We start from the raw sequence: 23,729 nt of genomic DNA on the forward strand, positions 1-23,729 counted from the left end.
TACCGTTTAATTTAGGTATGATCGTCGTTCTTGTCAATGTATTTTATGAGTAAGACAGCATGGTTAAATGTGGACGTCCGCCGAAAGGGCAAGAGTGTCAAAGCCGCGAGCGCTTGTTGGACAGCGCGTTGCAACTGTTTCTGGAACACGGTTACGGCGATCTGAATATGGAAACGATCGCGAAGGATGCTCACGTATCGATGCGGACGATTTACAGTCAGTTCGGTAATAAGGCGGGGTTATTCGGCGCCGTGATAAAGCGTTGCAGCGACCAGTTCGTCGACAGACTGCCCGAAAATCTCGAGCCGGAAGAAGCGTTGACTGTCTTCGCGAAACACTATGTTCACCTAATTACCCGGTCCGATGCGGTGCGTATCAGGACGATTTTGATCGGCGAGTCGTTGCGTTTTCCGGAATTGGCAGCGCAGTTTTACGAGCAAGGCCCGCAACGCGCACGGGATGCGCTGGTCGATTATTTCGTCAAAAAACAGCAAGAAGGGCATTTTTCGGATGTGTCGCCGAGGGTGTTAGCCGATTATTTTTTGAGTTGTCTGCGAAACGAACATTTTCAGAAGTTGCAGCTTGGATTGGCATCAACGCCGGAAGAGACCGAAATAGACCTTTGGGTTAGGCAGGCCGTCGATCTATTTTTACACGGTTGTTTGAAGAAATGAGTTTTTACTCGTTTTCAGGAGGCTGCGTCACTGCCATTAAGCTAAACCTTCCTCCACCTTTGGAAAAGGGGGATTCGCTCTTTCCCACGCTGGATCTCTCATCGTTATACAAAAATTGTAGGGTACGCTGCGCGTACCAAAGCCGTGCCCTGGCGGTTCGGTTGGCACATCAACATCGCGGGGTTACCATGGTACGCACAGCGTACCCTACGTGAATCACCTAACGCTAGAGGGTTAAAAAAACCGAGTTTTAATGTGTGGGAACACTATACTTAATCCTGAAAAGAGCATTTGGCATGTGTTGTAGACCGTTCGTGCTGAGCCAAGGCAAAGCAGGAACGGTCTACAACACTTTCACCGACCTGGTGAAGTCCCTCAAACTAGGGGACCGTAAGTATTCCCTCGTAAATGAGTAACATCCTTGGCTTGGTTACATCTGGAACGTCACGCCGTAATCAATTGGCTCCAAATCCCGATCCCGAAGTTCGTATGTGCCAAAACGATTGGCGTGATGCGTCCGAAATGGACTAAACGCAGCGGCCAATTCCGGCGTTAACTTCATCCCCTCGGCTTCCAGTTCTTTGAATGCCTGCGTCATCGTATGGCAGTTGTGGAAAATCATCAGATTGGCAATCAGATGATTGTACTTGATTATCTTCAACTGATCCTCGCGCACATTTTCATTGATGGTGTCCGATCCGAAATATGCCCACTGCGCAAAATTGTTGAACCCTTCGCACTTGTTTTGCGCTGCCTGGATGACCTGGCGTAACGCATCGTCGCTGATATATTCCAGCAGGAATAGGGTGCGGACGACCCGGCCCAACTCACGAAAGGCGAAATACAGTTTGTTTTTCCGGCTTGCAGTACCGAGCTTGCGTAAGATGGTCGATGGTTGAATACCCCCGGCACGAATCGATTGCGCCACTTGCAGCATGTCCGGCAAATGACAGGCGATCAAATCCCAATCGACGGCATCCTTGGTAAACAGATCATCAATGTGTTTATACACTGCGTCGGCACTCGGGCGAAACCATTTCAGATCTTTCTAGTTGCGAATACGCGGCATCAGTTTGATACCCAGCAAGAATGCCAAGCCATAAACCGGGGCGCTTTGCGCCTGGGTATCGCCATGTAAAGTATCGGGCTGAATATCCGACTTGTTCTTTGTCAGCCCATCCAGGATGTAAACGGCTTCCCAGACACCGCAGGGAATGAAATGCGAAAACAGCGCGATATAGGTATCGCTGACATGGTAATAAGCAATGCCGCCATAGCCGCCGTAACGGATATGCCGTTCCGACAGCAGATTATTTTCATACAGATTCCATTGCGTACCGTCTGCCGCCGCGCGTTTTGTATCGCCCCAATAGCGTGGCAGTTGAAATTGATTGTATGCATTGATGGTCGTAGAAATGGCGGCCTCCAGCTTTTCCGTCGTGACTTGGGGTAGATTGACGAATGACACTTGCCGCGCACTGACATCGGCAATGTTCTAGGCAATTTGTGTCGGCCCTAAACCTGTGCCATAGGCGAACACCGTCAGAATCTTGCGCCGGTCTTCCTCACGTAATTTGCCTTTGTGACCACTCAACGGGCCAAAATGCTTACCCTACCCAATCCATTGCATGGTATCGGTAAGCACGTCTAACAACGAAAGGCCCATGCTATCGAGTTTTCGCCTTAACGTATCATCCATTTCCTTGAAGCCTGGCGGAATCTCTTTTTTCTGTTGCCGGCCCAGCTTTGGCCTGCCATTTATGATCTTGAAATATGCATTTTCCTGATAAGTCTTGTCAGCCTGTTGTGCCGCCTCGGTCAGTAGGGTGCGGACATGCTCGATAAAGGCTGCGCTCTCGACTGGCAAGCCCACTTTCTCACCATAATCCGCGCGTGTACGTTCGCATTCGGCCATCGGCACCAGCTCGTTCCGGTGGTCAGAATATGCATCGCTGCCGATCACGCAAAGGTCGCCAGATTTCAGTTCCCTAACCATTTGCGAACAGACGCATGCTTCGAACTGGCGGCGATTGATTCGAGTCGGAACAGTATCGCGCTTGATTTCGCCAGTCACCAACTTCCACCATTTTTCGGAAATCCAGCCCAGATCGTCCGCCGTTAAGGCAATCTTGCCTTTGTCCCTGAGCGTTAGCCACTCGCTTTGCCGATGGCTGTTTTCCAGCATAAAAGCCAGAGACCGCTCAAAACTGGCATCCTGACTGGTGGATTCCAGCTTTAACTTACTCAAAATCCGTAGCATCGCCGCTCGCCGTGGCTTGAAGAACTGCCAGACAAAACGGAATTCGTTCTTCCCGCCGTATTCCGCATGCAAGCGCGAGAATTCGCACAAATCGGGGCGAGCCGTCACCGCTTGGCGAACGCCTTTCAATTGTTCGTCTGCCGATTGTGTTGAGTTCAAGAGCGTTTCCAGCATCGCAAACCGGCGCAAAATTTCATCAGTCTTTTCTTGATTGTCAGTCAGATATTTTTCAAGGGCTTCTTCGGCGCTGTGCAACGCACGCTTCATCTGCCTGCAAAAGAGATTGCACAGATCATCGGTCACAATCGCCAGCCGTTGCCTAATCAAGGATAAGGCAACGGCGTAGCGTTTAGCGGCCACCATATCCATCATACTGGCAGCATCGAGACTATTGCCTTCCAGCGCCCATTGTTTGATTTTGATGACCGGCATGATTTTTAATAGGTCTGCGTAGCAAGTCAGCTCAGTCAGCCGGTCATAGCGTTCGACCATTCCCGCATGCCGTCTATCGTAGGCTTGGCCGCATCTTGCTTAATGTCGTTCCATGGACTCACGCGGCGCGGATCATCACCCACCACGAAAAGGTTATCGAGAAAAGCCCGGCCATCATCCCCAAGTGCATCGTGAATTTGCCTGTGCAGCGCCTGGTTCGTTGCAATCCACGAGACGCGAGCTTCCCGTAGCAAAGTGTCGAATGCCGGCAACTCGTAACGATGACGCACCAACGTTTCGATGCCGATATTGATAATATCGATAACGTCTTCTTTGGTCAGTGCCGCTTCGGCAAAAGTTTGTCGCATCAGTTCTTTGCCATCGTTGCCGAAGGGTTTGACCGCCAAAAATTCACGCACCGCCGACAAATGTTTGCGTCTGGCCTGCGAAACATCGTACTGCCGCAAATTCTCCCGGTCATAGGGTTCGCCCATGCTAGAGGCGACATGCTCGGCAATGGCATTCGGCACTTGCTCGGAGGTTACAAAATAACCCAGTCGTTGATAGGTTTTTAAAAGCAGAGCAAATCCCAAGCGCGTGGTGCTTGAGCGAGTGGCAGTATCGCAATAGGCCCGTTCGGCATCCGTCACTGTGTAGAAACGCTCCAATTCCGATTGGGCAAGTCGGCTTTTGAATCGGGGATAGGCGGTATCGCTGGGTTGCAAAGTTGAAAACCGGGAATGGATTTAGTACAAGAAAAACGTCCGTTTATCTGATAGATAGAATCATACAATAATTGGGGCGGAAAACCACAAGAAAACCCATTGAGAAAATCAAAGCAATATTGTATCTTTGCCTTTATCTTTTCTTGCACTATTTGTTGATCATTATGCTGGTGGGTTATATTCGGGTTTCCAAAAGTGATGGCAGCCAAACATTGAATCCCCAACGAGATGCCTTATTAGGTGCCGGTGTTGAAGAAAGCCGTATTTATGAAGACCTGGCTTCCGGTCGTAAAGATGACAGGCCGGGACTGAATGCTTGCCTTAAAGCCCTGCAACCGGGAAATACCTTAGTGATCTGGAAGTTGGATCGGCTTGGCCGTGATTTAAAACATTTGGTCACGGTCATTGACGAGCTCAGAAAGCGTAATGTGGGCCTAAAGGTGTTGGCCGGTGCCGGGGCTCAGATCGACACCACCACACCGAATGGACGCTTGTTTTTCGGGATATTTGCCGCGCTTGCCGAATTTGAGCGGGAACTCATCGCTGAACGCACCCGTGCCGGACTTGCTGCGGCCAGGGCACGGGGACGCAAAGGCGGTCGACCGCGCAAGATGGACCGGCCAACCTTGATGATGGCGATGTCGGCGTTGTCCGACCCTAAAGCCAATGCGTCCGATGTGGCCAAAAGACTTGGGATCACGACCACAACCCTTTATATGTATGTCAACGGCGATGGATCGTTAAAAGAGGCAGGTCAATCCATCATTGGATAAATTGATTTTTGACAAAAGCAGTCATTGAATTATAGAAAAATATTGTAGCTATCGATCCAAAATCGACTTCCACGATAGTTTTTTGACAGTTTGTTTTAGCTTAGATGGGGTCTGCTCACGAAACGGAAAAAATCGTACTCTAAGACTGATGTATCCCCAGAAAATATCGATATAAAACAAAATGTTCTGGGGATACATCAGACTCTAAGATGACTCATTAGTTGAAAGCAATATTGACTAACCCGCTTGCTACCAGACCGCTTTCACTGAATAATCTTACGAAGTAAAAATAATTCCAGGGGTCGAGCCAGGTTATCTCTCTTAAAAACGCAGACTATCCGAAGATTTGACTAAATAAAGATCGTTGCTCATTAACTAATTGTTGTGTATTATGCAGATTATGAAACGAGTGAGTATTTATTTTTTAGCATTTTTGACTTTTTGGATGTCCACCTGGATGGTGACCGATATCCATGATTGGTCGCTAGCTGATGCTGATCAACCTCATCCTGTTTTCTCTGTGCAGCACTCTCACCCTGACTCTGATATTCAAACAGCTACAACAGACGACAATCCGCGTTGTGGAGTTTGTAGTTACGACCATGGCGGACACATGGGACAAGCACTAGCTGCGCTCTCCTATGTAACAAAAAGCTTTCCTGCACAAAACTCACATCAATTCCCTCTTCAATCCGAAATCTGGTATTCCAGAAAGATATCGCCCAAACTCCGTCCTCCCATTGCCTGAGCGCTTTGGCGTTTGATGGATAACCTTTTTCAGGAGACACGAGCTGTAGCGATTGCTCATATGCAGCGCTATCAAGCTATTCCTGTCATAACGTGTTAGCAAAGCGTTCATTCCGGTCGATGTGCGGAACCCAAGCGAAGCGCATCGTTCACGGTTGATGGTCTCCTTGCCAAATCCTGCCGAGCGGATAGCGCCCGAATAGTAACGCCGCCTTGTCATAGGTGTCTTTTTAGGTTATTGATACATAAAGTAAAAATAACCCTATGCACGACAACGACAAAATGGGGTGAATTTCTGCCAAGCAACAAAGTTATCCAAACTATCTAACGCCTCCTCTCTTCCATATCGCAGATTTTTATCTGGGATGATCGATGTATTAAAGATTCGGAGGTTCAATGGACCCACACACAAGTAATCGTTGTTTTAAGCAATGCGTGCAAATATTGGCCGGTTTGGCATGCTGTTTAATGCTTTTTCAAACGCGTGCCGCCGCCATCCAGGACACTGGATTAGCTGCGGAAGTCAAACGACGGCCTAACCATCCGCTTGAATTGCGGAATCGCGGAAATTCAGCCGATGAACCGAGTCGACTCCCGGCTGATGCAAGTACGCTCCAAGAACCTGTCGGCGTTATGGTTCTGTCGCAAGCACTGGCGCTGGCGCTCACTCGCAACCCACAATTGGCGGCCTTTTCTAATGAAATTCGCGCACGAGAAGCGGCAACCTTGCAGGCCAGCCTGATTCCTAACCCGGTTTTGGGTGTTCAAGCATCCAATTTTGCCAACAATACCTTTTCAGGAGCCGATGCGGATGTGGTGACCTTGCAACTCAGTCAGCTTATTGAATTAGGGGGTAAAAGGGCTGCCCGGACTGAAGCGGCGGCCTTGAATAAGGAATTGGCGGACTGGGATTATGAAACCCAGCGGATTGCCGTTCTGACTCAGGTAACCAAAGATTTTATCGAGGTTTTGGCGGCGCAGCGCCGTTTACAACTAGCACAACAACTGATCGATCTGGCCGACCAAGTGGTTAAATCAGCCACAGCCAGGGTGCAAGCAGGTAGCGTGACGCCATTGGAAGAAACCAAGGCAAAAGTCATGCGTGCTTCAACCAAAATTGAATGGAACCGCGCACAAAGAGAGCTGCAAGCGAAACGTAAACGCCTGGCCGCCAGTTGGGGCAGTACCGAAGCGCGTTTTGATTCCGTCCAGGGGGAATTGACTTCCGTTCGACAACCCCCGTCCCTGCAACAATTGTTGCAACGTATAAAACTGAATCCGAATTTAGCGCGTTGGGCCACTGAAATCAGTCAACGGCAAGCTTTGGTTCGTGTAGAGGAATCTAAAGTGATTCCAAATATTACCGTGAGTTTAGGCACCAATAAGTATCTCGACGGCGACAACTACAACCTGAATGCCGGAATTTCCATGCCTTTACCCCTGTTTAATCGCAATCAGGGCAATGTTATGGCGGCCGAACGACAGCTGAATAAAGCAAAAGATGAACGCCGGCATGTTGAAGTTCAAATGACTACCGAGCTGAATACCGTTTATCAACAACTTCATGCCGCTTATGCCGAAATTGTCGCATTACAAGAAACCGTCATACCCGGCGCGGAAACGGCTTTTAAGGTCGCCGATCGTGGCTATCGGCTGGGCGAATTCGGTATTCTCGACGTATTGGATGCGCAACGAACATTATTTGGCGTAAAAATACAATATTTACAGTCACTTGCGGATTATCATCTGAATGTTGCCGACATTGAACGATTACTCGGTGGTTCACTGAATCCATCGACCGAAACGAGTAGCGAGTCATTACCATGAAACAAACGATTAAGCGAAACCTGCGGACACAGGTCAAATTGAAAACCCCTCTCTTACCAGCGGTGTTATGGCTATGTTTTTCATTTCAACCGGCTTCTTTTGCTGGCGATCATGAGCATGAAGGCCATGAGGAAACCGCATTAGAATTTTCGGCGGAAGAACTGCAAGAATTTGACATCAAGCTGGCTCAGGCGAAATCCGGAAAAATCAGCAAATCACTGGAATTGACCGGCGAAGTGATTGTCGCGCCGGAGCGTTTGTATCATGTCGTTCCCTGGGTATCCGGCGTGGTGCGCCAGGTTTATAAACATCTCGGTGAACAGGTAAAAAACGGCGATCTTTTGGCCATTTTGTCAAGCCGTGAACTTGCCGCCGCTAAAGCGCAGTACGTTACCGCTGACAGTTTATTACGATTGGCAAGCACCAATCTACAACGGGAAACAAAGCTGTATAAAGAAAATATCACCGCGAAACGAAATTATCTTAAAGCCAAACAAGAACAGGCGGAAATGTCGATCAAGCGGAAGGCGGCAAAACAACAACTGCTGGCGTTAGGCTTGTCTGAAACGTCAATCAGCGCTGTTTTACAGGATGTGAATAAAGATCTAACCCGCTATGAATTACGCGCGCCCGCGGACGGCGTCATCATCGACAAACATGCTGTTTACGGTGAATTGATTACAACCGATACCCGTAGTTTTACCATTGCCGATTTATCTGAAATTTGGGTCAATCTGACCGTCTATCAAAAGGATTTGGCTTTGATTCATTTGGGCCAACCGGTACGGGTCGGCAGTCGTTTTGGAGGGGCTGAAACAGAAGCGGCCGCAGTCGGCACCCTAAGCTGGATGAGTCCGACCCTTGATGAAAAAACCCGGAGCGCAACAGCCCGCGTGGTGTTGGAAAATGCGGACGGACGCTGGCGTCCGGGCATGTTTGTCAGCGGCAATGTCGTTATAGCAGAGCACGATGCCGCGCTGGTTATCCCTTTATCGGCCTTACAAACCCTGGAAGGAAAAACAGTGGTTTTTGTCCGGCATGAAGACGGGGATTTTGAACCCCAGCCGGTTCAGACCGGGCGTAGAGATTTTAAAAATGTGGAAATTCTCCAAGGTTTAAAGCCTGGCCAAACTTACGTCAGCCAGAATGCCTTTTCCTTGAAAGCACAGTTGCAAAAAGGAGAGTTTGGCGAAGGACATCATCATTGATTTCGAGTGTACAAACAAATGTAGGATGCGCTGAGGCACGAAGCGCATCAGATAGAAGCACATCACAGGTGCGCTTCCTATCGTCAGCTCATCCTATTATGGAGAATTTATGATCAATCAAATAATTAATTTATCTTTACGCAGCCGCCTGTTGATGCTTGTGCTTGGCATTCTGGTCATCGCAGCGGGCTATCGCAGTTACCAAAAGTTGCCGGTCGATGCTTTTCCGGATGTCTCACCCAATCTGGTGCAAGTATTCACCATAACTGAAGGACTGGCGCCTGAAGAAATTGAAATGTACGTGACCTATCCGGTTGAAGCGGCGATGACCGGATTACCCGGTATAGAAAAGATTCGTTCAGTGTCCAATTTTGGCTTGTCGGTGGTCAATATTTATTTTCTGGACGATATAGACATTTATTTTGCCCGGCAAGTGGTCGGCGAACGCTTGCAGGAAGCGCGTGACCAGATTCCGGCCAGTTTTGGCGAACCGGCGATGGGACCGATCTCAACCGGTATGGGATTGGTGCTTTTTTATTATCTCAAGGATGAGTCGCACAAGTATTCACTGGAGGAATTGCGCACCATGCAGGACTGGATCGTTAAATTCAATCTGCAAACAGTACGGGGCGTGACCGAGGTTCTGGGCATCGGCGGTTTTGAAAAACAATTTCATGTCGTGGTAAAGCCAGATGCTTTGCTGCGCTACGACATTTCAATGGATGAACTGATTCAACGTGTCCGTTCCAATAATCTTAATGTCGGCGCGCAATACCTGGAAAAAAACAATGAACAGTTCATTATTCGTTCCGTGGGCTTGGCTAAAGGCATTACGGATATTGAAAATATTGTGGTTAAAACCGTGGATGGCCGCCCCGTCTATTTATCGGAACTGGCTGAGATAAAAATTGGCGGCGCGATCCGGCGTGGACTACAGACCCGAAATGGCGAGGGTGAAGTGGTTGCCGGCATGGCCATTAAATTGTATGGCACCAATGCCTCCACGGTGATTGAACGGGTTGAGCAAAAAATTCAAGACATCAATAAAACCTTACCGGAAGGCGTCAGTATTGTGCCTTATTATCAACAAAAGGATATTGTTGAAGGGGCCGTCAACACGGTCAGCAGTGCGTTGGTGCAAGGCATTATTCTGGTGGCACTGGTATTACTGGTGTTTATGGGCGGTTTTCGCCCCAGCCTGGTCGTTGCCCTGTCCATTCCTTTTTCGGTGATGTTTGCTTTTATCGCCATGGGCTTACTGGGTATGTCGGCTAATTTAATGTCGTTAGGCGGGTTGGCGATTGCCATCGGTATGATGGTCGATGGCACCATCGTGATGGTCGAAAATGTAGACCGTATGTTAAGAGAATCCAATCACGATGAGTCACGTTTACATGTTGTCGGTAGAGCCTGCCGCGAAGTGGGAAAGCCGATTTTGTTTGCCATTGCCATTATTATTATCGTGTTTTTACCGCTATTTACCTTAGAAGGGGTGGAAGGCAAAACCTTTAGGCCGTTAGCCTATACCGTGGCATTGGCGATGTTGGGTTCATTGGTGTATGCGCTTTTTATTGCACCGGTTTTATCCGATGTACTCATGAGACGCGCATCCGTACAGGCTGATGGCAAAATCAGCCTGGATGAGCGCATCCTCAATGCCTTGCTGAAACCTTATCGACCTTTGGTTGAATACTTCGTCAACCATCGTAAGGTTGCGATTTTCCTGTCTGGCGGACTTTTGTTGCTGGGGATGGCGGTATTTCCTTTTCTGGGTTCTGAATTCACGCCAAAGTTGCAGGAAGGCACCATCGTTGTGCGCTTGACCATGGCGCCGTCAATCTCCATTAATGAAAGTAAACGAAATGCATTGATTGTGGAAAGACGCTTATTGAAAATTCCTGAGGTGATTGAAGTCACCAGCCGAATTGGGCGGGGCGAAGTCGGCGCCCATGCCGACCCGATCAATTCAGCGGAAATGTATATCATCCTTAAAGATAAGAATGAATGGAGAGAGCCAGGGGATCAGGCGCTTATCGAAAAGGAAATCCGTCAAACGGTTGCCGACTTGCCCGGCATTACCGCAAACCTGACCCAACCCATTGAAATGACCGTTGATGAACTATTAGAAGGTGTTAGGGCGGAGCTGGCCGTTAAACTCTTTGGCGATGACTTACAGCAACTAAAAAGCAAAGCGGATGAAATCGCTGCCGTTATCAAAAAAGTTGAGGGCGCCGCCGATGTGCAGGTGGATCAGGTCTCCGGCACGCCTCAATTAGTGATTACGCCGGATCGCCAAGCCATTGCCCGCTATGGTCTTAATTTAATTGATGTTCAAGACGTCATTAAAAGTGCAATTGGTGGCACGACGGCAGGACAAGTATTTGAGGGTATTCGACGCTTTGATATTCTGGTGCGTTACCAAAAGCAGGATAGGGATAATATCGAAGCAATTCGTAATTTACTGATCAGTGGGCCGGATGGAATCAAAGTCCCATTAGCTCAAATTGCCAGTATTGAAGAAATTGTAGGGCCGAGACAAATCACCCGGGAAAACAACCAGCGTTTTATCAGCATTCAAGCGAATGTCATTGATCGGGATATTGTGTCTTTTGTTGAAGAGGCACAGCAAGTAATTGATAGTCAAATAAAACTGCCTCCCGGTTATTATACCACCTGGGGAGGACAGTTCCGGTTGCAGCAGGAAGCGAATAAACGTCTGGCCATTGTGATTCCGGTGACTTTAGTATTTATTTCACTGCTGCTATACAGTAGTTTTGGCTCGGTTAAAAACGCCGCCCTGATCTTATTGAATATTCCATTGGCATTAGTCGGCGGTGTGATTGCCTTGTGGATCAGTGGACAAAATCTTTCCGTTCCTGCATCGGTCGGGTTTATCGCGCTGTTCGGCATTGCCCTGGAAAACGGCATGGTGCTGGTGACTTATCTGAACCAATTGATCCGGGATGGCGTGGCGATTGATGAAGCGTCTGTTCAGGGGGCGTGTTTGAGAGTCAGGCCGGTGTTAATGACGGCTGTCACCACGGCATTGGGACTCATTCCGTTATTGCTGGCATCCGGCACAGGCTCTGAGGTGCAAAAACCTTTAGCCACCGTTGTGGTTGGCGGGCTTGTGACTTCAACATTACTGACCTTGTTAGTTATACCGGCATTGTATAAATGGTTTGTAACAGAAGGCAGGCAAGCAAAATAGTCAATATTGCCCGAATCTGGATACTGTTTGATTCGGGCAATCATCCATTTTTAAATCAGTAAACTATGAGTAAGTATTATGAAACAAGTGATTGCCTATATAAAACCCCATAAACTTGAGAATGTCATGCTGGCATTACATAAAATCGAAGGACTAACAGGAATCAGCGTGCTAAAAATGCAAGGCTGTGGACGTAGTCGTAAAGAAACTTCAGATGCCATCTTTGATGAAGAAACATATGGCTTGGTTCCCCGCTTAAAACTGGAAATAGCCTGTTGCGGCGATCGAGTCGAACAGGTCATTGCCGCGATACAGGAAAGTGCGCATACGGGGCTCGGGGGCGATGGAAAAATTTATCTACTCCCCGTACTGGATGCGGTTCGGATTAGTACGGGTGATACCGGTGAAATGGCGATTTAATCTTTTTGAGGTCTTAGCATTATGAGCACGTCGAATCAATTGGAACCCCCCTGTTGTTGTCATAACGAGCCAACCGAGAATCAACCGCCCGCATCTATGCCTACTCATGGCATGATCTTCAAAATTGAAGGGCTCGACTGTGTTGAGGAAGTGACGATTTTAAAATCAGAAATCGGCCCTTTAGTGGGTGGCGCAGACAACTTGGCTTTTGATGTGATTAATGGCCGGATGACGATTCTTAGCGATACTAAACGGGTGCCAGAAAAGGCTATCGTCAAGGCGGTTGCTGCAACCGGAATGAAAGCCACACGCTGGAAACCGGGACAAACGGCAACCGATGTCAAGCAACGGCAACGATCACAGACCTTTTACGCAACCGTCAGTGGTTTGTGCATTGTTATAGGGATATTGATGCATATTGTCATTGCCGGTGGTTTTAGCGATATTCAACAATTATGGCTAGTCCCTGAGACTTGGACTTATTCCTGGCAGGACTTGGCCTTATATCTTAAAAGCCTGTTATATGCCCATAGTTCACAAACCATGCCGTTCCCCGAAAAGGCAGCTTATGGTCTGGCTATTATTTTTGGCGTTCGTCATGTGATTGTAAAAGCCTTTTATGCGTTAAAACGGCTCCGTGCCGATATGAACTTATTGATGCTGGTCGCCATTATTGGCGCCATGTTCATTAATGAATGGTTTGAAGCGGCAGCGGTCAGTTTTTTATTTTCTTTATCTTTAGCCATTGAAAGCTGGAGTATCGGCCGCGCCCGACAAGCCGTAGAAGCCTTGCTGGATTTAGCGCCTTCCGATGTCACCATCAAGGATATGAATGGGCAGGAGCGTCAGATACCGGCGGCAAGCGTTACGGTCGGTACAACATTTATTGTTAAATCCGGCGATAAAATTCCACTGGACGGTGAAGTGGTAGCCGGTATGGGTTCCGTCAATCAGGCGCCGATTACGGGTGAGAGCGTACCTGTCAGCAAACAAAGCGGTGATGAAGTGTTCGCAGGCAGTATCAACGGCGAAGCCGTGTTAGAAGTCAAAGCGGGCAAACTCGCTTCCGATACCACGCTGGCGCATATTATTCGGATGGTTGAAGAAGCCCATAGTAAACGCGCTGAAGCGGAACAATGGGTAGAGAAATTTGCCCGTATTTACACCCCTATTGTTATGCTATTGGCCTTAGCTGTTTTTGCGATTCCGGTTTTATTTTTTTCGGGAATTTGGCAGCTGTGGCTGTACAAAGCGCTGGTGTTATTGGTGATTGCCTGCCCTTGCGCGCTGGTCATTTCCACTCCGGTCAGTATCGTTGCCGCATTAGCTTGTGCCGCCAGACAGGGTATCCTGGTAAAAGGCGGGATTTACATCGAAGCCCCGGCACACCTTAACGCCATTGCTTTTGATAAAACCGGCACGTTGACGCTTGGAGATCCTGTCGTGACAGGGCTTTATCCTTTCAATCATCATACCCAGGAAGAACTGCTCAGCCGAGCCGCTGCCTTAGAGTCGCGCAGCAACCATCCACTCGCCAAAGCCATTTTAAACTATAGCGAAAGCCAGGGCATTCAAATCGCCAATGCGGATAATGTAAGCGTTTTGCCGGGTAAAGGGGTAACGGGTTTATTTAACGACACGGATTTCTGGCTGGGTTCCAGGCGTTATCTGTTGGAACGCGGGCAGGAAACTGAGGAAATCAGTGAACAGGCAAAGACATTGGAAAAGACCGGACAAACCGTGATCGCCATCGGCAATGATCAACATGTCTGTGGTCTCATTGCCGTCTCTGATCAACCGCGGCCTCACATCCAATCGATTTTACAATCCCTGAAACATTGCGGCATAAAACATCTAGCGATGCTGACCGGCGATAATCAGGTCACGGCTGAAAATATCGCCCGGCAAATCGGACTGAATGAAGTTCACGCGGAATTACTGCCTGCGGACAAAGTGAAAAAAGTCAGTCAATTGGTCGAGCAATACGGAAATGTCGCCATGATCGGCGATGGTATCAATGACGCCCCGGCATTGGCCAGAGCCAGCCTGGGCATTGCCATGGGCGTGATGGGCTCGGATGCGGCCATAGAAACAGCGGATATTGCCTTGATGGGTGATGATCTATCCAAATTACCCTGGCTAATCAAGCATTCAAAAAGAACGTTGCGAATTATCCGGCAAAATATTGTTTTTGCACTGTCGCTGAAAGCTGCTTTTGCAATATTAGCCTTCGCCGGAGTCGCTACATTATGGCAAGCCATTGCAGCGGATATGGGGGCCTCTTTATTGGTGGTGGCCAATGGACTCAGATTACTAAAACCAAAAGATGCTAAACCAATGTTTCTTAATTGAGAAACCGTTATTTTTCTCAGAGCAACAGTTCGGTCTATGCCAAATTTCAAATGGCTGACATAAAATAGTCGGTCAAGTGATCTTCAAAAAATCTGTTCACCGGATTTCGCACTATATTCTATTTTGTCAAGTTGGGGTATGCCTTAAAATGACAGTTCAGGCGTATCGGCCCTCGATGCTCGATATCACTAACCAACTGGAGCGCATCCTTGGATCGTCTAACCCTCGAACGTCGACAGGTTTGGATTTATCTGTCAACCATCATCGGCGGCTTGCTGGTGGGCAGCACTTGGCCCGACATTACCCACCTCTTTGAAAAACTGCTATGGCCGGCGTTGGTGCTTCTATTATATACAACCTTTGTACAAGTGCCGTTGCTCCATCTGCGTGAAGCTTTTCGCGATCGGCGATTTGTTGCCGCGATACTAGCCGGCAATTTCATTGCCTTGCCTCTGCTGAGTTGGACACTCCTGCAATGGCTACCTGTCGACCCGGTTGTGCGTCTTGGCGTACTGTTGGTATTGTTGGTGCCCTGCACCGACTGGTTCATTACCTTCAGTCAACTGGGCGCTGGGAACGTGCCTCGAGCCATCGCAGTGACGCCACTTAACCTGCTGTTGGAACTCCTGCTTCTGCCAGTCTGCCTATGGCTCATGCTCGACACCAAACTGGCCGCACCCCTTAGCTTCACCGAAATATGGCCCGCGCTGCTCGTTGTCATCGTGCCGATGATCGCAGCAGCCGTGTCGGAGCGTTGGTTTGAGGCTCAACCGACACGGGAAAAGCTGCGTGATCGGTTGGCCTGGTGGCCGGTGCCACTATTGGCTCTAGTCGTCTTCCTGATCGCCGGAGCGCAAATCAGTGCGGTGCGGAATGCACTGAGTCTTTTCCCAGTCGTCGTACCGTTGTTCGTGGCATTTCTGGTGTTGGCCGCTCTGATCGCCAAAGGGCTGGCGAGATTGATGGCGCTGCCGACCGATCAAGGGCGAACACTGGCATTCAGCCTGGGCACCCGCAATTCGTTTGTCGTCCTTCCTTTTGCGTTTTCTTTGCCGGATGGCTGGGAAGTGGCGGCAGTGGTAATTGTCTTACAGTCTCTGGTCGAACTCTTCGGAATGGTGTTCTATCTGTGGTGGATACCACGCAAGCTCTTTCGATAGACTCCTCGGAACAACGGACAGTCGTCCGTCTGGATCGGACATGCTACGCTTAGCGTACGATTTTTTCCGGATTCTGTGGGCTTGACTAGTAGATTAAAGGAGCCAAAGCCGTTCAGGGGGAATCCGTACAGCATCCATACGCAAGATGCTTGACTGGAAAATAAGCCATCGGCAATAGACTTAACGGGCTAAAATTTGGCTACTGCTATACGGTGACACCATGTAAATAGCGTTTAGGAGTAAAGCAGAGAAAAATTTAAAGGTCGCTACATAGTCCGTTGCCGTCACTCGGGATCAAAGTGTCAAAGTCTTCTTTTGGCCGTTCCCTTCCTTTAGAGTGTGTAAAATATCGGTCTGCATTCTATTAAAATGAAGCATACCTGATTAGGATGTTACTCATTTACGAAGGAATCCTTACGGTCCTCCAAACTATCCTTCACCCTTCGACAGGGCTCTCCTGAGCGTAGCCGAAGGGCTCAGGGCGAACGGTAGTTTGAGGCTCTCAACTGCTCTTTTTAGGTTAAAACACCATTCACTAGGAGTTGCTGATGAATTATTTGGATATGTTATCCGTGGCTTTGGAAGAAGCCCGTGCGGGATTTGATGAAGGCGGCGTTCCGGTTGGTGCGGCATTATTCGATTGCGAAGGCCGTGTGCTTGGACGGGGGCGTAATCGGCGAGTTCAAGACGGCGACCCATCGATACATGGCGAAACCGACGCATTTCGTAAAGCGGGGCGGCAAACGAACTACCGCGATAAAATTCTCGTGACGACCTTAGCTCCTTGTTGGTATTGCTCCGGATTGATTCGACAGTTTAATATCGGCACCGTTGTTGTCGGCGAATCGGTCAATTTTTCAGGGCATTTGGATTGGCTCAGGGAGGCAGGAGTCAATGTCATCGAGTTGCACGATGCCGATTGTATTGAGCTAATGCGCCGTTTTATCGAGCAATCGCCGCATATCTGGTTTGAAGATATCGGCGAATACGTTGGTGCTTAATCCTAAATCCGGCGGCTTAACCTTTCTGCCTGGAATAGATCAAGCAGATATAAATAAAAAACTGCGTACCGAAAATTAGATTGGCCATCAATAAATGAATCGGTTGCGCGGCTGCGGGGAAACCGAGCCTGTCGAGGCTGACACCGGCAAGAATTGCGGTGACGACCATGGCGGTCAAGGCTATGCCGAGGGTATGTAATAATCTATTTTGAGCAGGCGAGCGATACAGTTTCCAGGCCAACCATAGGTTTGTGAACAAGATAATCGACGAAAACGAGCGGTGCACATAAAAAATGATGGGTAGGTCATCGCGCCAATATTGACGGTCGATATAGGCATGTTCGTTAGCAATTAGATCGACGGCTTCTCGAACTTGCGTGCCCATCGCGACTTGAATCAAGGTCATGGCCAATGCAGCGGTCAACACGCCCTTAAAAACACGGGGCAACGACTGTGTATCAAGGCTTTGAAAAAACTCCCGCTGCGATCTTGCTATGACGTAAATTAACAAGGCAACAATGAACAAAGCCAATAGCATATGCAAGGTTATCATCAGCGGCTTTAGATTGCTGGCGACAACCACGGAACCTAGCCAAGCTTGAAAGCCGACGATAAAAACCACCGCCAAGCAAAGATAAAATACCGTCTTGTCCGACTTGAGATAAATACGGGACGACCAGGCGGTCAGTAAAATCAGAATTCCAATGCTGGCGCCGGTTAAGCGATTTAGATACTCGGTCCAAGTTTTGACCGGATTGAAATCGGTGTTTTGATAACCGCGTTCGGCATAGATTGTTTTGTAATCCGGCGGAAGCTGAGAAACGTCGGTTGGCGGAATCAATTTGTCGAAGCAGGTCGGCCAATCAGGGCAACCCATTCCGGCTCCGGATGCGCGAACGATGCCGCCGACCAGGATCAAGAAGTAAACAGCGAAAATGGTAATGGTTCCGATGCGTCTGAACCTGAGTGCGGCTTCAATATCAATCATTGGTGTGATCTGTATTTTTTTGAGAGGATATCGGTGAATGCGGATTTTGCATTACGCTAGGGAGGGCCTGTAGTAGAGCGATTCGGGAGCGAACATCAGGAGAACATAGACTGTGCAATTTCTATTTCTTCGGATAATCCTTCTATTTCCAGAATTTCAGCATCGGAAGACAGACCCAGCTTGGCAAATGCCGGCACGGTAGACCAGTCAACCCGTGTTGCAGGATGATCGGTCCCGGCTATGCTTTGTAAAAAAGCCACTTGTACAAGATCAACATAATCGGCTTTTTCACCCGAGTCATAGCCAAAGTTAACGTATTGATACGGAACGGCTTTTAACTCATCGGGAAAGGTCCATGTATCCATAATGATTTTTCCAACGGCCGGATGGGCTTTTTCCAGCAATTTTTCAAGACGTGAAGGGCTATCTCTGAATTCCGGAATATCTTCTACCAGCATCAAAATTGGCAATTTGCCAATTTGGTGAATGAGCCCTGCTAGCATGGCTTCATCGGGATTTAGATGCCGGGTGCATGTTGCCAATGCTCTACTGATGGCCGAGACATTGACACTTTGTTCCCAGGACTGTCTGAAGTAATGCTCAAGCACTGTTGAAGTCGGGCTGAACATTTGTTGCATTACCAGGCTGCTTATCAATGAGCTAATGGTTTTAAGCCCTAGACGCGTGACCGCCATTTGAATGCTCTTGATCTCGTTGACTCCGCGATATAAAGGGCTGTTAGAGACTTGAATCAAGCGCGTAGACAAGGCTGCGTCGGTGACAATCATGTCTGCTAATTGCTGTGCCGTTGCTTCGCCTTTAGCTACTGCGTCGCGAACCTTTAACGCAATGTCAGGGAGAGTTGGCAATATCAGGCGATTGGCATCCAGTTCTTTTTGAACATGGTCAAGAAAAGCCTGGACTGATTTAAATTGCATTCGAGTTCAAGTTCCCATCAAAGATTTACAGTTTAAATTCAAATAGCTGTCCAAGTAGGAAAGCAGCCGTCAAGCCTAAGTTTTCGAAAAAACCATTTTTAGCTAAGGATTTCGTGAAAAATAACTTCCTGGAGCTATGAGTTTTGTAGCGGGTTCGGTAGCTCGCTTTACAGGACTCCGTGAACCCAGCACCTAAATTATCTAAGATAGTTAACCATAGCCAATGGGCTATGGAATTTAGGTACTGAGTGAATACGTCTGTGTAGGCTTGACGGTGGCGACTGACTGACTGACTAGGATGTCATGAATGCAGATTTTGCAGGAGCAAAAATCTGCCTTGCCGCCGACACCTGCCAATCGAGTTACCGAACCTTCTTACCTTACATTAAAAATAGGGAAGTTATTTATGACCAGATCCTAAATTGCTGTGTTAACGCATTATAAACTCAAAATATTTTTGAAATTTTTCATAAGCTATTTAGAGCCAGTTATTCACTTAAAATCCAGAAAGCAGTCATTTTATCAGACATGAAAATCGGTAAATTTCGACATTCAACGTCAAGTATGGGCGCGATCACTCAGCACCAATTCCATAGAATTATAGCGTTATTAGCCTGATTTTGTCCTTAGCCGTTGTATCAAGTATTAAGTTTTCGCTATCGAGTTCGCAATTCGGCAGAACCGCAAGCAGCTTAATGGTATTTCCTTCCTTTTGAGCGCGCAGGACTTTTCCTATTGTTTGACCGATGCCGTCGAGAATAGCCGCATTCGGAGGCGGCGCTTCCGCGGCATTGGATTCGGCTAAGAACAGCATTCTTTTCGTTTTTCCAAGATAATGCGTACGCGCTACGATTTCTTGCCCGGTATAACAACCCTTGTTAAAACTGATGCCGCCTAATTGATCGAGATTCAGCATTTGCGGAATATATTCTTCGCTAGTTTCCTGATCGACCCAGGGTATTTTGTCTTCGATATCGAATAGCCGCCATTGCTCTGGAGTGCTTGCATGATAGTCATGTTCTTGGGTAAGCAAGGACCAAAGTTCGATGGCTTTTTCCGACGATTCAACGGCTATATAACGTGATTTCGATAAAGGCAGTTTTATCAAGCGGAAGGGCTCGGCAAGCATGTGAAGTTCATGCTCCGGAACAGGCGTAAAAAATTTTGACGAGCTTTTGTTAATCCCAACTAGGCAATACTCATCGCGGCTATCGATCAGTTGCACATCGGAACGTAAAATATATTTTCGTAGTTTTTCGATGATGCTGTCGAGTAATTCTGTAGGTAAGATTAGAAGGAAGCCATCGTTCGACTTAATTACAAAAAAATTGGCGATAACGCGCCCTTTAACATTGCAAAAGGCTCCGAAACTGCACTTTTGTTCGGTGAGTTCGTTGATATTGCAAGTTACTTGGCCTTGAAGAAATCGTGCTGCATCGTTGCCGGTGACTGTTAACACGGCTAGTTCGATAACCGGACAAACCTGCCCGGCTTGTTTGTCTAAGTCGTCGGTTTTTTCTATATGGACAGTCTCGGTATTAATTCGTGTCTGCTGTTCAATAAGAAAAGATTTCCAAGCTTGATTCATGACTAATCGTTAGAGTTGATTGAAAGTCTCTGATTATACCTCTGTCTGTTTAATGCTTGAAAAATATCAAACCATCGTTGTTATTGTATGAAACATTTAGAATTGGTAACGTTTAGAATCGGAATGTCGAAGCGAGAGAAAAAAATTCTATTGCTCATGCATGTGATGGCTTTGCTTGCAATTGTGCTCAGTGCTATCGAGCTTTATGTTCAATGGCTATTGATTGCGGTTGTTATTTTTAGCGGCATTGTCTATCGCCGCCGTTATTTTATTGGCGATACGGAGCGCTTGCTAAGATATTCAGGAGATTACGGCTGGCAGCTTTTCACAGGGGGTAGCTTCGCACAAATTCGGATTCTCGGATCAACGGTCTTAATGCCGCTTGCGATTTTTTTTCATTGTGAATTGCAAGGTAAAAACCATTACCAGGTCATATTTAACGATGCCATGAACGAAATCGATTTTCGAAGGCTAACCGTATATCTAAAAATAACCGTTTCAACAGAAGAGTAGGAAATCGGTTTTTATGCGGCATTTTTTTGGTTCGCTCCTGCTTTAAGGCTTACCGCTTAAATATCCGGCGAATGTTGTTTCATCAATCCGTCCGGGAATTGTATAATTACGAGTTTTTTATCATCAAAGCAACTATCCCAATTGCTTAAACACTTCAGAGACCTCTATGGCGCTATATTGCGGAATCGTCGGATTGCCTAATGTCGGTAAATCGACTTTATTCAATGCTTTAACCAAGGCGGAAATCGCCGCCGAAAACTACCCTTTTTGTACTATCGATCCCAATGTCGGTGTTGTTGCCGTGCCAGACCCGAGATTGGATAAACTCGCTGAAATTGTCAAGCCTCAACGCGTACTGCCAACCACGATTGAATTCGTCGATATCGCCGGATTGGTTGCCGGTGCTTCGAAAGGCGAGGGGCTGGGCAATCAATTTCTTGCCAATATTCGCGAAACCGATGCTATCGCACATGTCGTCCGTTGTTTCGAAGACGATAATGTCATTCACGTTGCCGGAAAAATCGATCCGATAGCCGATATCGAAGTCATCAATACCGAATTGGCGTTGGCCGACATGGCAACCGTCGAAAGGGCCTTGCAACGGGCGGCCAAAGCATCGAAATCCGGCAATAAAGACGAATTGGCCCGAAAAGCCGTATTGGAAAAAGTTAACGAACATTTGAACACCGGCGAACCGGTTAGGGCGATGGATTTATCCGATGATGATATCGCCTTGATTAAAGACTTGTGCTTATTAACCGTTAAACCCACGATGTACATTGCCAATGTTCAAGACGACGGTTTTGAAAATAACCCAATATTGGACAAAGTAAAAGCATTCGCCGACAAAGAAGGCGCCATGGTCGTGCCGGTATGCGCGGCAATCGAAGCGGAAATCGTGCAGCTTGATGAGGACGAAAAACAAGAATTTCTCGATGATTTAGGCTTGGACGAACCGGGCTTGAATCGAGTCGTGCGAGCCGGTTACCAGCTGCTTAATTTATCGACGTATTTCACGGCGGGCGTCAAAGAAGTCAGAGCCTGGACGATACCCGTCGGCGCCACGGCTCCGCAAGCCGCAGGAGTCATTCATACCGATTTTGAAAAAGGTTTTATCCGCGCCGAAGTTATTTCCTATGAAGACTTCGTTACTTACAAAGGTGAGCAGGGCGCAAAGGATGCCGGTAAATGGCGTCTCGAAGGCAAAGATTATGTCGTTAAAGACGGCGATGTCATGCATTTTCGTTTCAACGTTTGACAAACCAAGAGCGGGTCTCTATAATGCCCGCTCTTTTGCAAGACCTCTTCAATGGCGATGTAGCTCAGCTGGTTAGAGCACGGGATTCATAACCCCGGGGTCGGTGGTTCAAGTCCACCCATCGCCACCAATAAAAACAATCACTTAGACAAATTAACAAATCATTAATTCTTTTTTTGTCGCAATTTTGTCGCACTTCTAAAAAAAACCACTCCCAATCAACCGCACTGCTTGCGGGTCGTGATACATCAGGCTATTGATGATGGCGATAAGATAAATTCAGACGTTCCTGAATGGAACAACCTATAAAAAACAAAGACCTCTGAAAGGTAAGCACTAGGTATTCGCTGTATATCCAGCTAAGTTTACTGGCTAGTTTTGCGAATGGGTATCTCGTTGGAACACCCATTTGCGGTTTGGAATCGGGATATCCCGATTCGGGATTGAGGCAAAAGCGAACTCCGAGTTCGTTTTTGGATGGGCTTTGCGCGGGGTTCTCACTATGGGATATCCCATAGTTGTAGTAGCTCGCGTTTGAAAATAGACGGGCTCGCAATTATCCCGTTTTTCGGCTCGAATTAGCTGCGACTGAAAATCCGACTCGGCTCAGAATAAATGCCACTGAGCTTGCATTTATCCGCACGGGCTTGCATTCCATTTTCGCAGGCTCATTCTAATTGCAAATGAAATTCAGGCTTCAGATCAATCCATCATTGATGCGAAGCGGTAAACTGACAGGCGATCAAACCATTAAACAGCCTGTCCCGTTTAGCCTGAGGTTTCTATCCTATCCGGCGCAACAAGAGTTATGTTGCTGGATGGGCGGACATTTAACCGAACCGTAAGAGCAAAACACGCAGCAATCCCCCGGCTTTGGCTTTAGCAGTGTACCGCAGGACTTGCATTCATAGAAAAACTGGCAGGCATCAGTCGGCATGGTTTCCGTTTCGGCGTGTCCGCAGTGTGGGCAGGTGATCGTCGATTCGAGAATGAGGGTGTTCATTTATTTTCCTTCTTGATAGAGGATGGATAACCGGCGGCCTTGGTTGCTTCCGTCAGTTTGTCCGCTGTGGTCAGCGTATCGTCGAATTGTACCGTCGCAGTTTTACTGGCGTAATCGATCGAAACCTGTTGCACACCGGAAACATGTTCAAGCGCTTTCTTGACCGTAATCGGGCAGACGGCGCAGGTCATGTTTTGTACATCGAGCGTGACCGCACGAGAGGCAGCCAGTGCCGATCCGCAGGTAACGGCAAACGCCAAAGTAGACATAAAGGTTCTAGTTGTCATCGATTTTTCCTCAATAGAACAGTGGAGCAAACCATGGAAATGCCAACAAACCCAATAAAGGAAGGGTCACGCCCCAAAAAATGAAGCGTTGCTTGCGGATAACTTCATCATCGGCGCAGGGCTTGCCGGATTCACAGGTTTGAGGCGTCAAATACAGCTTACGAAACGTCAGGCCGATAAAAAGCAATGCCAAGCCCATGAACACCGGGCGCACTGATTCGAAAGCCGTCAGCGTTGCTACCCAAGCCCCGCCAATGCCAAGGCTCAGCAATACCAAAGGAGCAACACAACATAAGCTAGCGCCTATCCCGGCCAGAACGCTCGCAATCAGGGTTTGTCTGGAGTTCATGATGAATACCTCTTT

Annotated in this window: 20 protein-coding genes, 1 tRNA gene and 1 pseudogene; 13 read left to right on the forward strand and 9 right to left on the reverse strand. The window is 47.9% G+C overall.

What is annotated here, in order from left to right; all coding sequences use genetic code 11:
- The first annotated feature begins 59 nt into the window (after positions 1-59).
- Entirely contained in the window at positions 60-674 is a 615-nt protein-coding gene (locus WJM45_RS09930) for a TetR/AcrR family transcriptional regulator (protein ID WP_341328779.1), read from the forward strand.
- Between the two features lie 430 nt (positions 675-1,104).
- Here the strand turns inward: WJM45_RS09930 and WJM45_RS09935 are convergent.
- The 3 genes and pseudogenes from WJM45_RS09935 to WJM45_RS09945 all read right to left on the reverse strand — a co-directional run bounded on the left by WJM45_RS09935 (position 1,105) and on the right by WJM45_RS09945 (position 4,091).
- A pseudogene (locus tag WJM45_RS09935) lies at positions 1,105-2,166 on the reverse strand (transposase).
- A gap of 120 nt (positions 2,167-2,286) precedes the next feature.
- Positions 2,287-3,426 (reverse strand): hypothetical protein, encoded by a 1,140-nt coding sequence (locus WJM45_RS09940; RefSeq protein WP_341328780.1) that lies wholly within the window; start codon positions 3,424-3,426, stop codon positions 2,287-2,289.
- On the reverse strand, positions 3,402-4,091 hold the full coding sequence (locus WJM45_RS09945) for a DUF4158 domain-containing protein (protein WP_341328781.1): 690 nt from the start codon (positions 4,089-4,091) through the stop codon (positions 3,402-3,404). The genes WJM45_RS09940 and WJM45_RS09945 overlap by 25 nt, the downstream gene beginning before the upstream one ends.
- A gap of 164 nt (positions 4,092-4,255) precedes the next feature.
- Between WJM45_RS09945 and WJM45_RS09950 the strand changes: the two genes are divergently transcribed.
- The 9 genes from WJM45_RS09950 to WJM45_RS09990 all read left to right on the forward strand — a co-directional run bounded on the left by WJM45_RS09950 (position 4,256) and on the right by WJM45_RS09990 (position 16,790).
- Entirely contained in the window at positions 4,256-4,864 is a 609-nt protein-coding gene (locus WJM45_RS09950; protein ID WP_341328782.1) for a recombinase family protein, read from the forward strand.
- Between the two features lie 391 nt (positions 4,865-5,255).
- A complete protein-coding gene (locus tag WJM45_RS09955) occupies positions 5,256-5,612 on the forward strand; it encodes a hypothetical protein (protein ID WP_341328783.1) in 357 nt (118 codons plus the stop codon).
- Between the two features lie 395 nt (positions 5,613-6,007).
- Entirely contained in the window at positions 6,008-7,438 is a 1,431-nt protein-coding gene (locus tag WJM45_RS09960; RefSeq protein WP_341328784.1) for a TolC family protein, read from the forward strand.
- On the forward strand, positions 7,435-8,646 hold the full coding sequence (locus WJM45_RS09965; protein ID WP_341328785.1) for an efflux RND transporter periplasmic adaptor subunit: 1,212 nt from the start codon (positions 7,435-7,437) through the stop codon (positions 8,644-8,646). Before WJM45_RS09960 ends, WJM45_RS09965 begins: the two co-directional genes overlap by 4 nt.
- Positions 8,647-8,755: 109 nt before the next feature.
- Positions 8,756-11,857 (forward strand): CusA/CzcA family heavy metal efflux RND transporter, encoded by a 3,102-nt coding sequence (locus WJM45_RS09970; protein WP_341328786.1) that lies wholly within the window; start codon positions 8,756-8,758, stop codon positions 11,855-11,857.
- 78 nt (positions 11,858-11,935) lie between these two features.
- On the forward strand, positions 11,936-12,277 hold the full coding sequence (locus WJM45_RS09975; protein WP_341328787.1) for a P-II family nitrogen regulator: 342 nt from the start codon (positions 11,936-11,938) through the stop codon (positions 12,275-12,277).
- 111 nt (positions 12,278-12,388) lie between these two features.
- On the forward strand, positions 12,389-14,629 hold the full coding sequence (locus WJM45_RS09980) for a heavy metal translocating P-type ATPase (RefSeq protein WP_341328788.1): 2,241 nt from the start codon (positions 12,389-12,391) through the stop codon (positions 14,627-14,629).
- A gap of 209 nt (positions 14,630-14,838) precedes the next feature.
- Positions 14,839-15,789: an arsenic resistance protein gene (locus WJM45_RS09985; RefSeq protein ID WP_341328789.1), complete on the forward strand. Its 951-nt coding sequence runs from the start codon at positions 14,839-14,841 to the stop codon at positions 15,787-15,789.
- A 548-nt stretch (positions 15,790-16,337) separates the two neighbouring features.
- Positions 16,338-16,790: a nucleoside deaminase gene (locus WJM45_RS09990; protein WP_341328790.1), complete on the forward strand. Its 453-nt coding sequence runs from the start codon at positions 16,338-16,340 to the stop codon at positions 16,788-16,790.
- A 16-nt stretch (positions 16,791-16,806) separates the two neighbouring features.
- Here WJM45_RS09990 and WJM45_RS09995 read toward each other — a convergent pair whose 3' ends face one another.
- The 3 genes from WJM45_RS09995 to WJM45_RS10005 form a co-directional block, all read right to left on the reverse strand.
- A complete protein-coding gene (locus WJM45_RS09995; RefSeq protein WP_341328791.1) occupies positions 16,807-17,778 on the reverse strand; it encodes a COX15/CtaA family protein in 972 nt (323 codons plus the stop codon).
- A gap of 95 nt (positions 17,779-17,873) precedes the next feature.
- Entirely contained in the window at positions 17,874-18,716 is an 843-nt protein-coding gene (locus tag WJM45_RS10000) for an HDOD domain-containing protein (RefSeq protein ID WP_341328792.1), read from the reverse strand.
- A gap of 598 nt (positions 18,717-19,314) precedes the next feature.
- Complete coding sequence (locus tag WJM45_RS10005; RefSeq protein WP_341328793.1) at positions 19,315-20,304, reverse strand: folate-binding protein; 990 nt, start codon at positions 20,302-20,304, stop codon at positions 19,315-19,317.
- Between the two features lie 87 nt (positions 20,305-20,391).
- On the opposite strand from WJM45_RS10005, the gene WJM45_RS10010 reads away from it, so the two are divergent.
- The 3 genes from WJM45_RS10010 (at position 20,392) to WJM45_RS10020 (ending at position 22,205) form a co-directional block, all read left to right on the forward strand.
- On the forward strand, positions 20,392-20,817 hold the full coding sequence (locus WJM45_RS10010) for a protein YgfX (protein ID WP_341328794.1): 426 nt from the start codon (positions 20,392-20,394) through the stop codon (positions 20,815-20,817).
- Between the two features lie 166 nt (positions 20,818-20,983).
- Positions 20,984-22,075 (forward strand): redox-regulated ATPase YchF, encoded by a 1,092-nt coding sequence (gene ychF / locus WJM45_RS10015; protein WP_341328795.1) that lies wholly within the window; start codon positions 20,984-20,986, stop codon positions 22,073-22,075.
- A gap of 53 nt (positions 22,076-22,128) precedes the next feature.
- A tRNA-Met gene (locus WJM45_RS10020) sits at positions 22,129-22,205 on the forward strand.
- 657 nt (positions 22,206-22,862) lie between these two features.
- Here the strand turns inward: WJM45_RS10020 and WJM45_RS10025 are convergent.
- The 3 genes from WJM45_RS10025 to WJM45_RS10035 are packed head-to-tail and all read right to left on the reverse strand — an operon-like array spanning position 22,863 to position 23,714.
- A complete protein-coding gene (locus tag WJM45_RS10025) occupies positions 22,863-23,078 on the reverse strand; it encodes a GDCCVxC domain-containing (seleno)protein (protein WP_084571730.1) in 216 nt (71 codons plus the stop codon).
- Positions 23,075-23,347, reverse strand: a complete 273-nt coding sequence (merP, locus tag WJM45_RS10030) for a mercury resistance system periplasmic binding protein MerP (protein ID WP_031432002.1) — start codon at positions 23,345-23,347, stop codon at positions 23,075-23,077. Before merP ends, WJM45_RS10025 begins: the two co-directional genes overlap by 4 nt.
- 28 nt (positions 23,348-23,375) lie before the next feature.
- The gene (locus tag WJM45_RS10035) at positions 23,376-23,714 is read right to left on the reverse strand and encodes a mercuric transporter MerT family protein (protein ID WP_031432003.1); all 339 of its coding nucleotides are present in this window, start codon (positions 23,712-23,714) and stop codon (positions 23,376-23,378) included.
- Between the last annotated feature and the right edge of the window lie 15 nt (positions 23,715-23,729).

The sequence above is a fragment of the Methylotuvimicrobium sp. KM2 genome, assembly GCF_038051925.1.
Classification (GTDB): domain Bacteria; phylum Pseudomonadota; class Gammaproteobacteria; order Methylococcales; family Methylomonadaceae; genus Methylotuvimicrobium.

Coding starts and splice junctions, on each gene's coding strand:
- WJM45_RS10025 (WP_084571730.1), bottom strand. CDS start 23,078: ATGAACACCCTCATTCTCGAATCGACGATCACCTGCCCACACTGCGGA.
- WJM45_RS10005 (WP_341328793.1), bottom strand. CDS start 20,304: ATGAATCAAGCTTGGAAATCTTTTCTTATTGAACAGCAGACACGAATT.
- WJM45_RS09990 (WP_341328790.1), top strand. CDS start 16,338: ATGAATTATTTGGATATGTTATCCGTGGCTTTGGAAGAAGCCCGTGCG.
- ychF (WP_341328795.1), top strand. CDS start 20,984: ATGGCGCTATATTGCGGAATCGTCGGATTGCCTAATGTCGGTAAATCG.
- WJM45_RS09950 (WP_341328782.1), top strand. CDS start 4,256: ATGCTGGTGGGTTATATTCGGGTTTCCAAAAGTGATGGCAGCCAAACA.
- WJM45_RS09930 (WP_341328779.1), top strand. CDS start 60: ATGGTTAAATGTGGACGTCCGCCGAAAGGGCAAGAGTGTCAAAGCCGC.
- WJM45_RS10010 (WP_341328794.1), top strand. CDS start 20,392: ATGAAACATTTAGAATTGGTAACGTTTAGAATCGGAATGTCGAAGCGA.
- WJM45_RS09995 (WP_341328791.1), bottom strand. CDS start 17,778: ATGATTGATATTGAAGCCGCACTCAGGTTCAGACGCATCGGAACCATT.
- WJM45_RS09975 (WP_341328787.1), top strand. CDS start 11,936: ATGAAACAAGTGATTGCCTATATAAAACCCCATAAACTTGAGAATGTC.
- WJM45_RS10000 (WP_341328792.1), bottom strand. CDS start 18,716: ATGCAATTTAAATCAGTCCAGGCTTTTCTTGACCATGTTCAAAAAGAA.
- WJM45_RS10035 (WP_031432003.1), bottom strand. CDS start 23,714: ATGAACTCCAGACAAACCCTGATTGCGAGCGTTCTGGCCGGGATAGGC.
- WJM45_RS09965 (WP_341328785.1), top strand. CDS start 7,435: ATGAAACAAACGATTAAGCGAAACCTGCGGACACAGGTCAAATTGAAA.
- WJM45_RS09960 (WP_341328784.1), top strand. CDS start 6,008: ATGGACCCACACACAAGTAATCGTTGTTTTAAGCAATGCGTGCAAATA.
- merP (WP_031432002.1), bottom strand. CDS start 23,347: ATGTCTACTTTGGCGTTTGCCGTTACCTGCGGATCGGCACTGGCTGCC.
- WJM45_RS09955 (WP_341328783.1), top strand. CDS start 5,256: ATGCAGATTATGAAACGAGTGAGTATTTATTTTTTAGCATTTTTGACT.
- WJM45_RS09970 (WP_341328786.1), top strand. CDS start 8,756: ATGATCAATCAAATAATTAATTTATCTTTACGCAGCCGCCTGTTGATG.
- WJM45_RS09940 (WP_341328780.1), bottom strand. CDS start 3,426: ATGGTCGAACGCTATGACCGGCTGACTGAGCTGACTTGCTACGCAGAC.
- WJM45_RS09980 (WP_341328788.1), top strand. CDS start 12,389: ATGATCTTCAAAATTGAAGGGCTCGACTGTGTTGAGGAAGTGACGATT.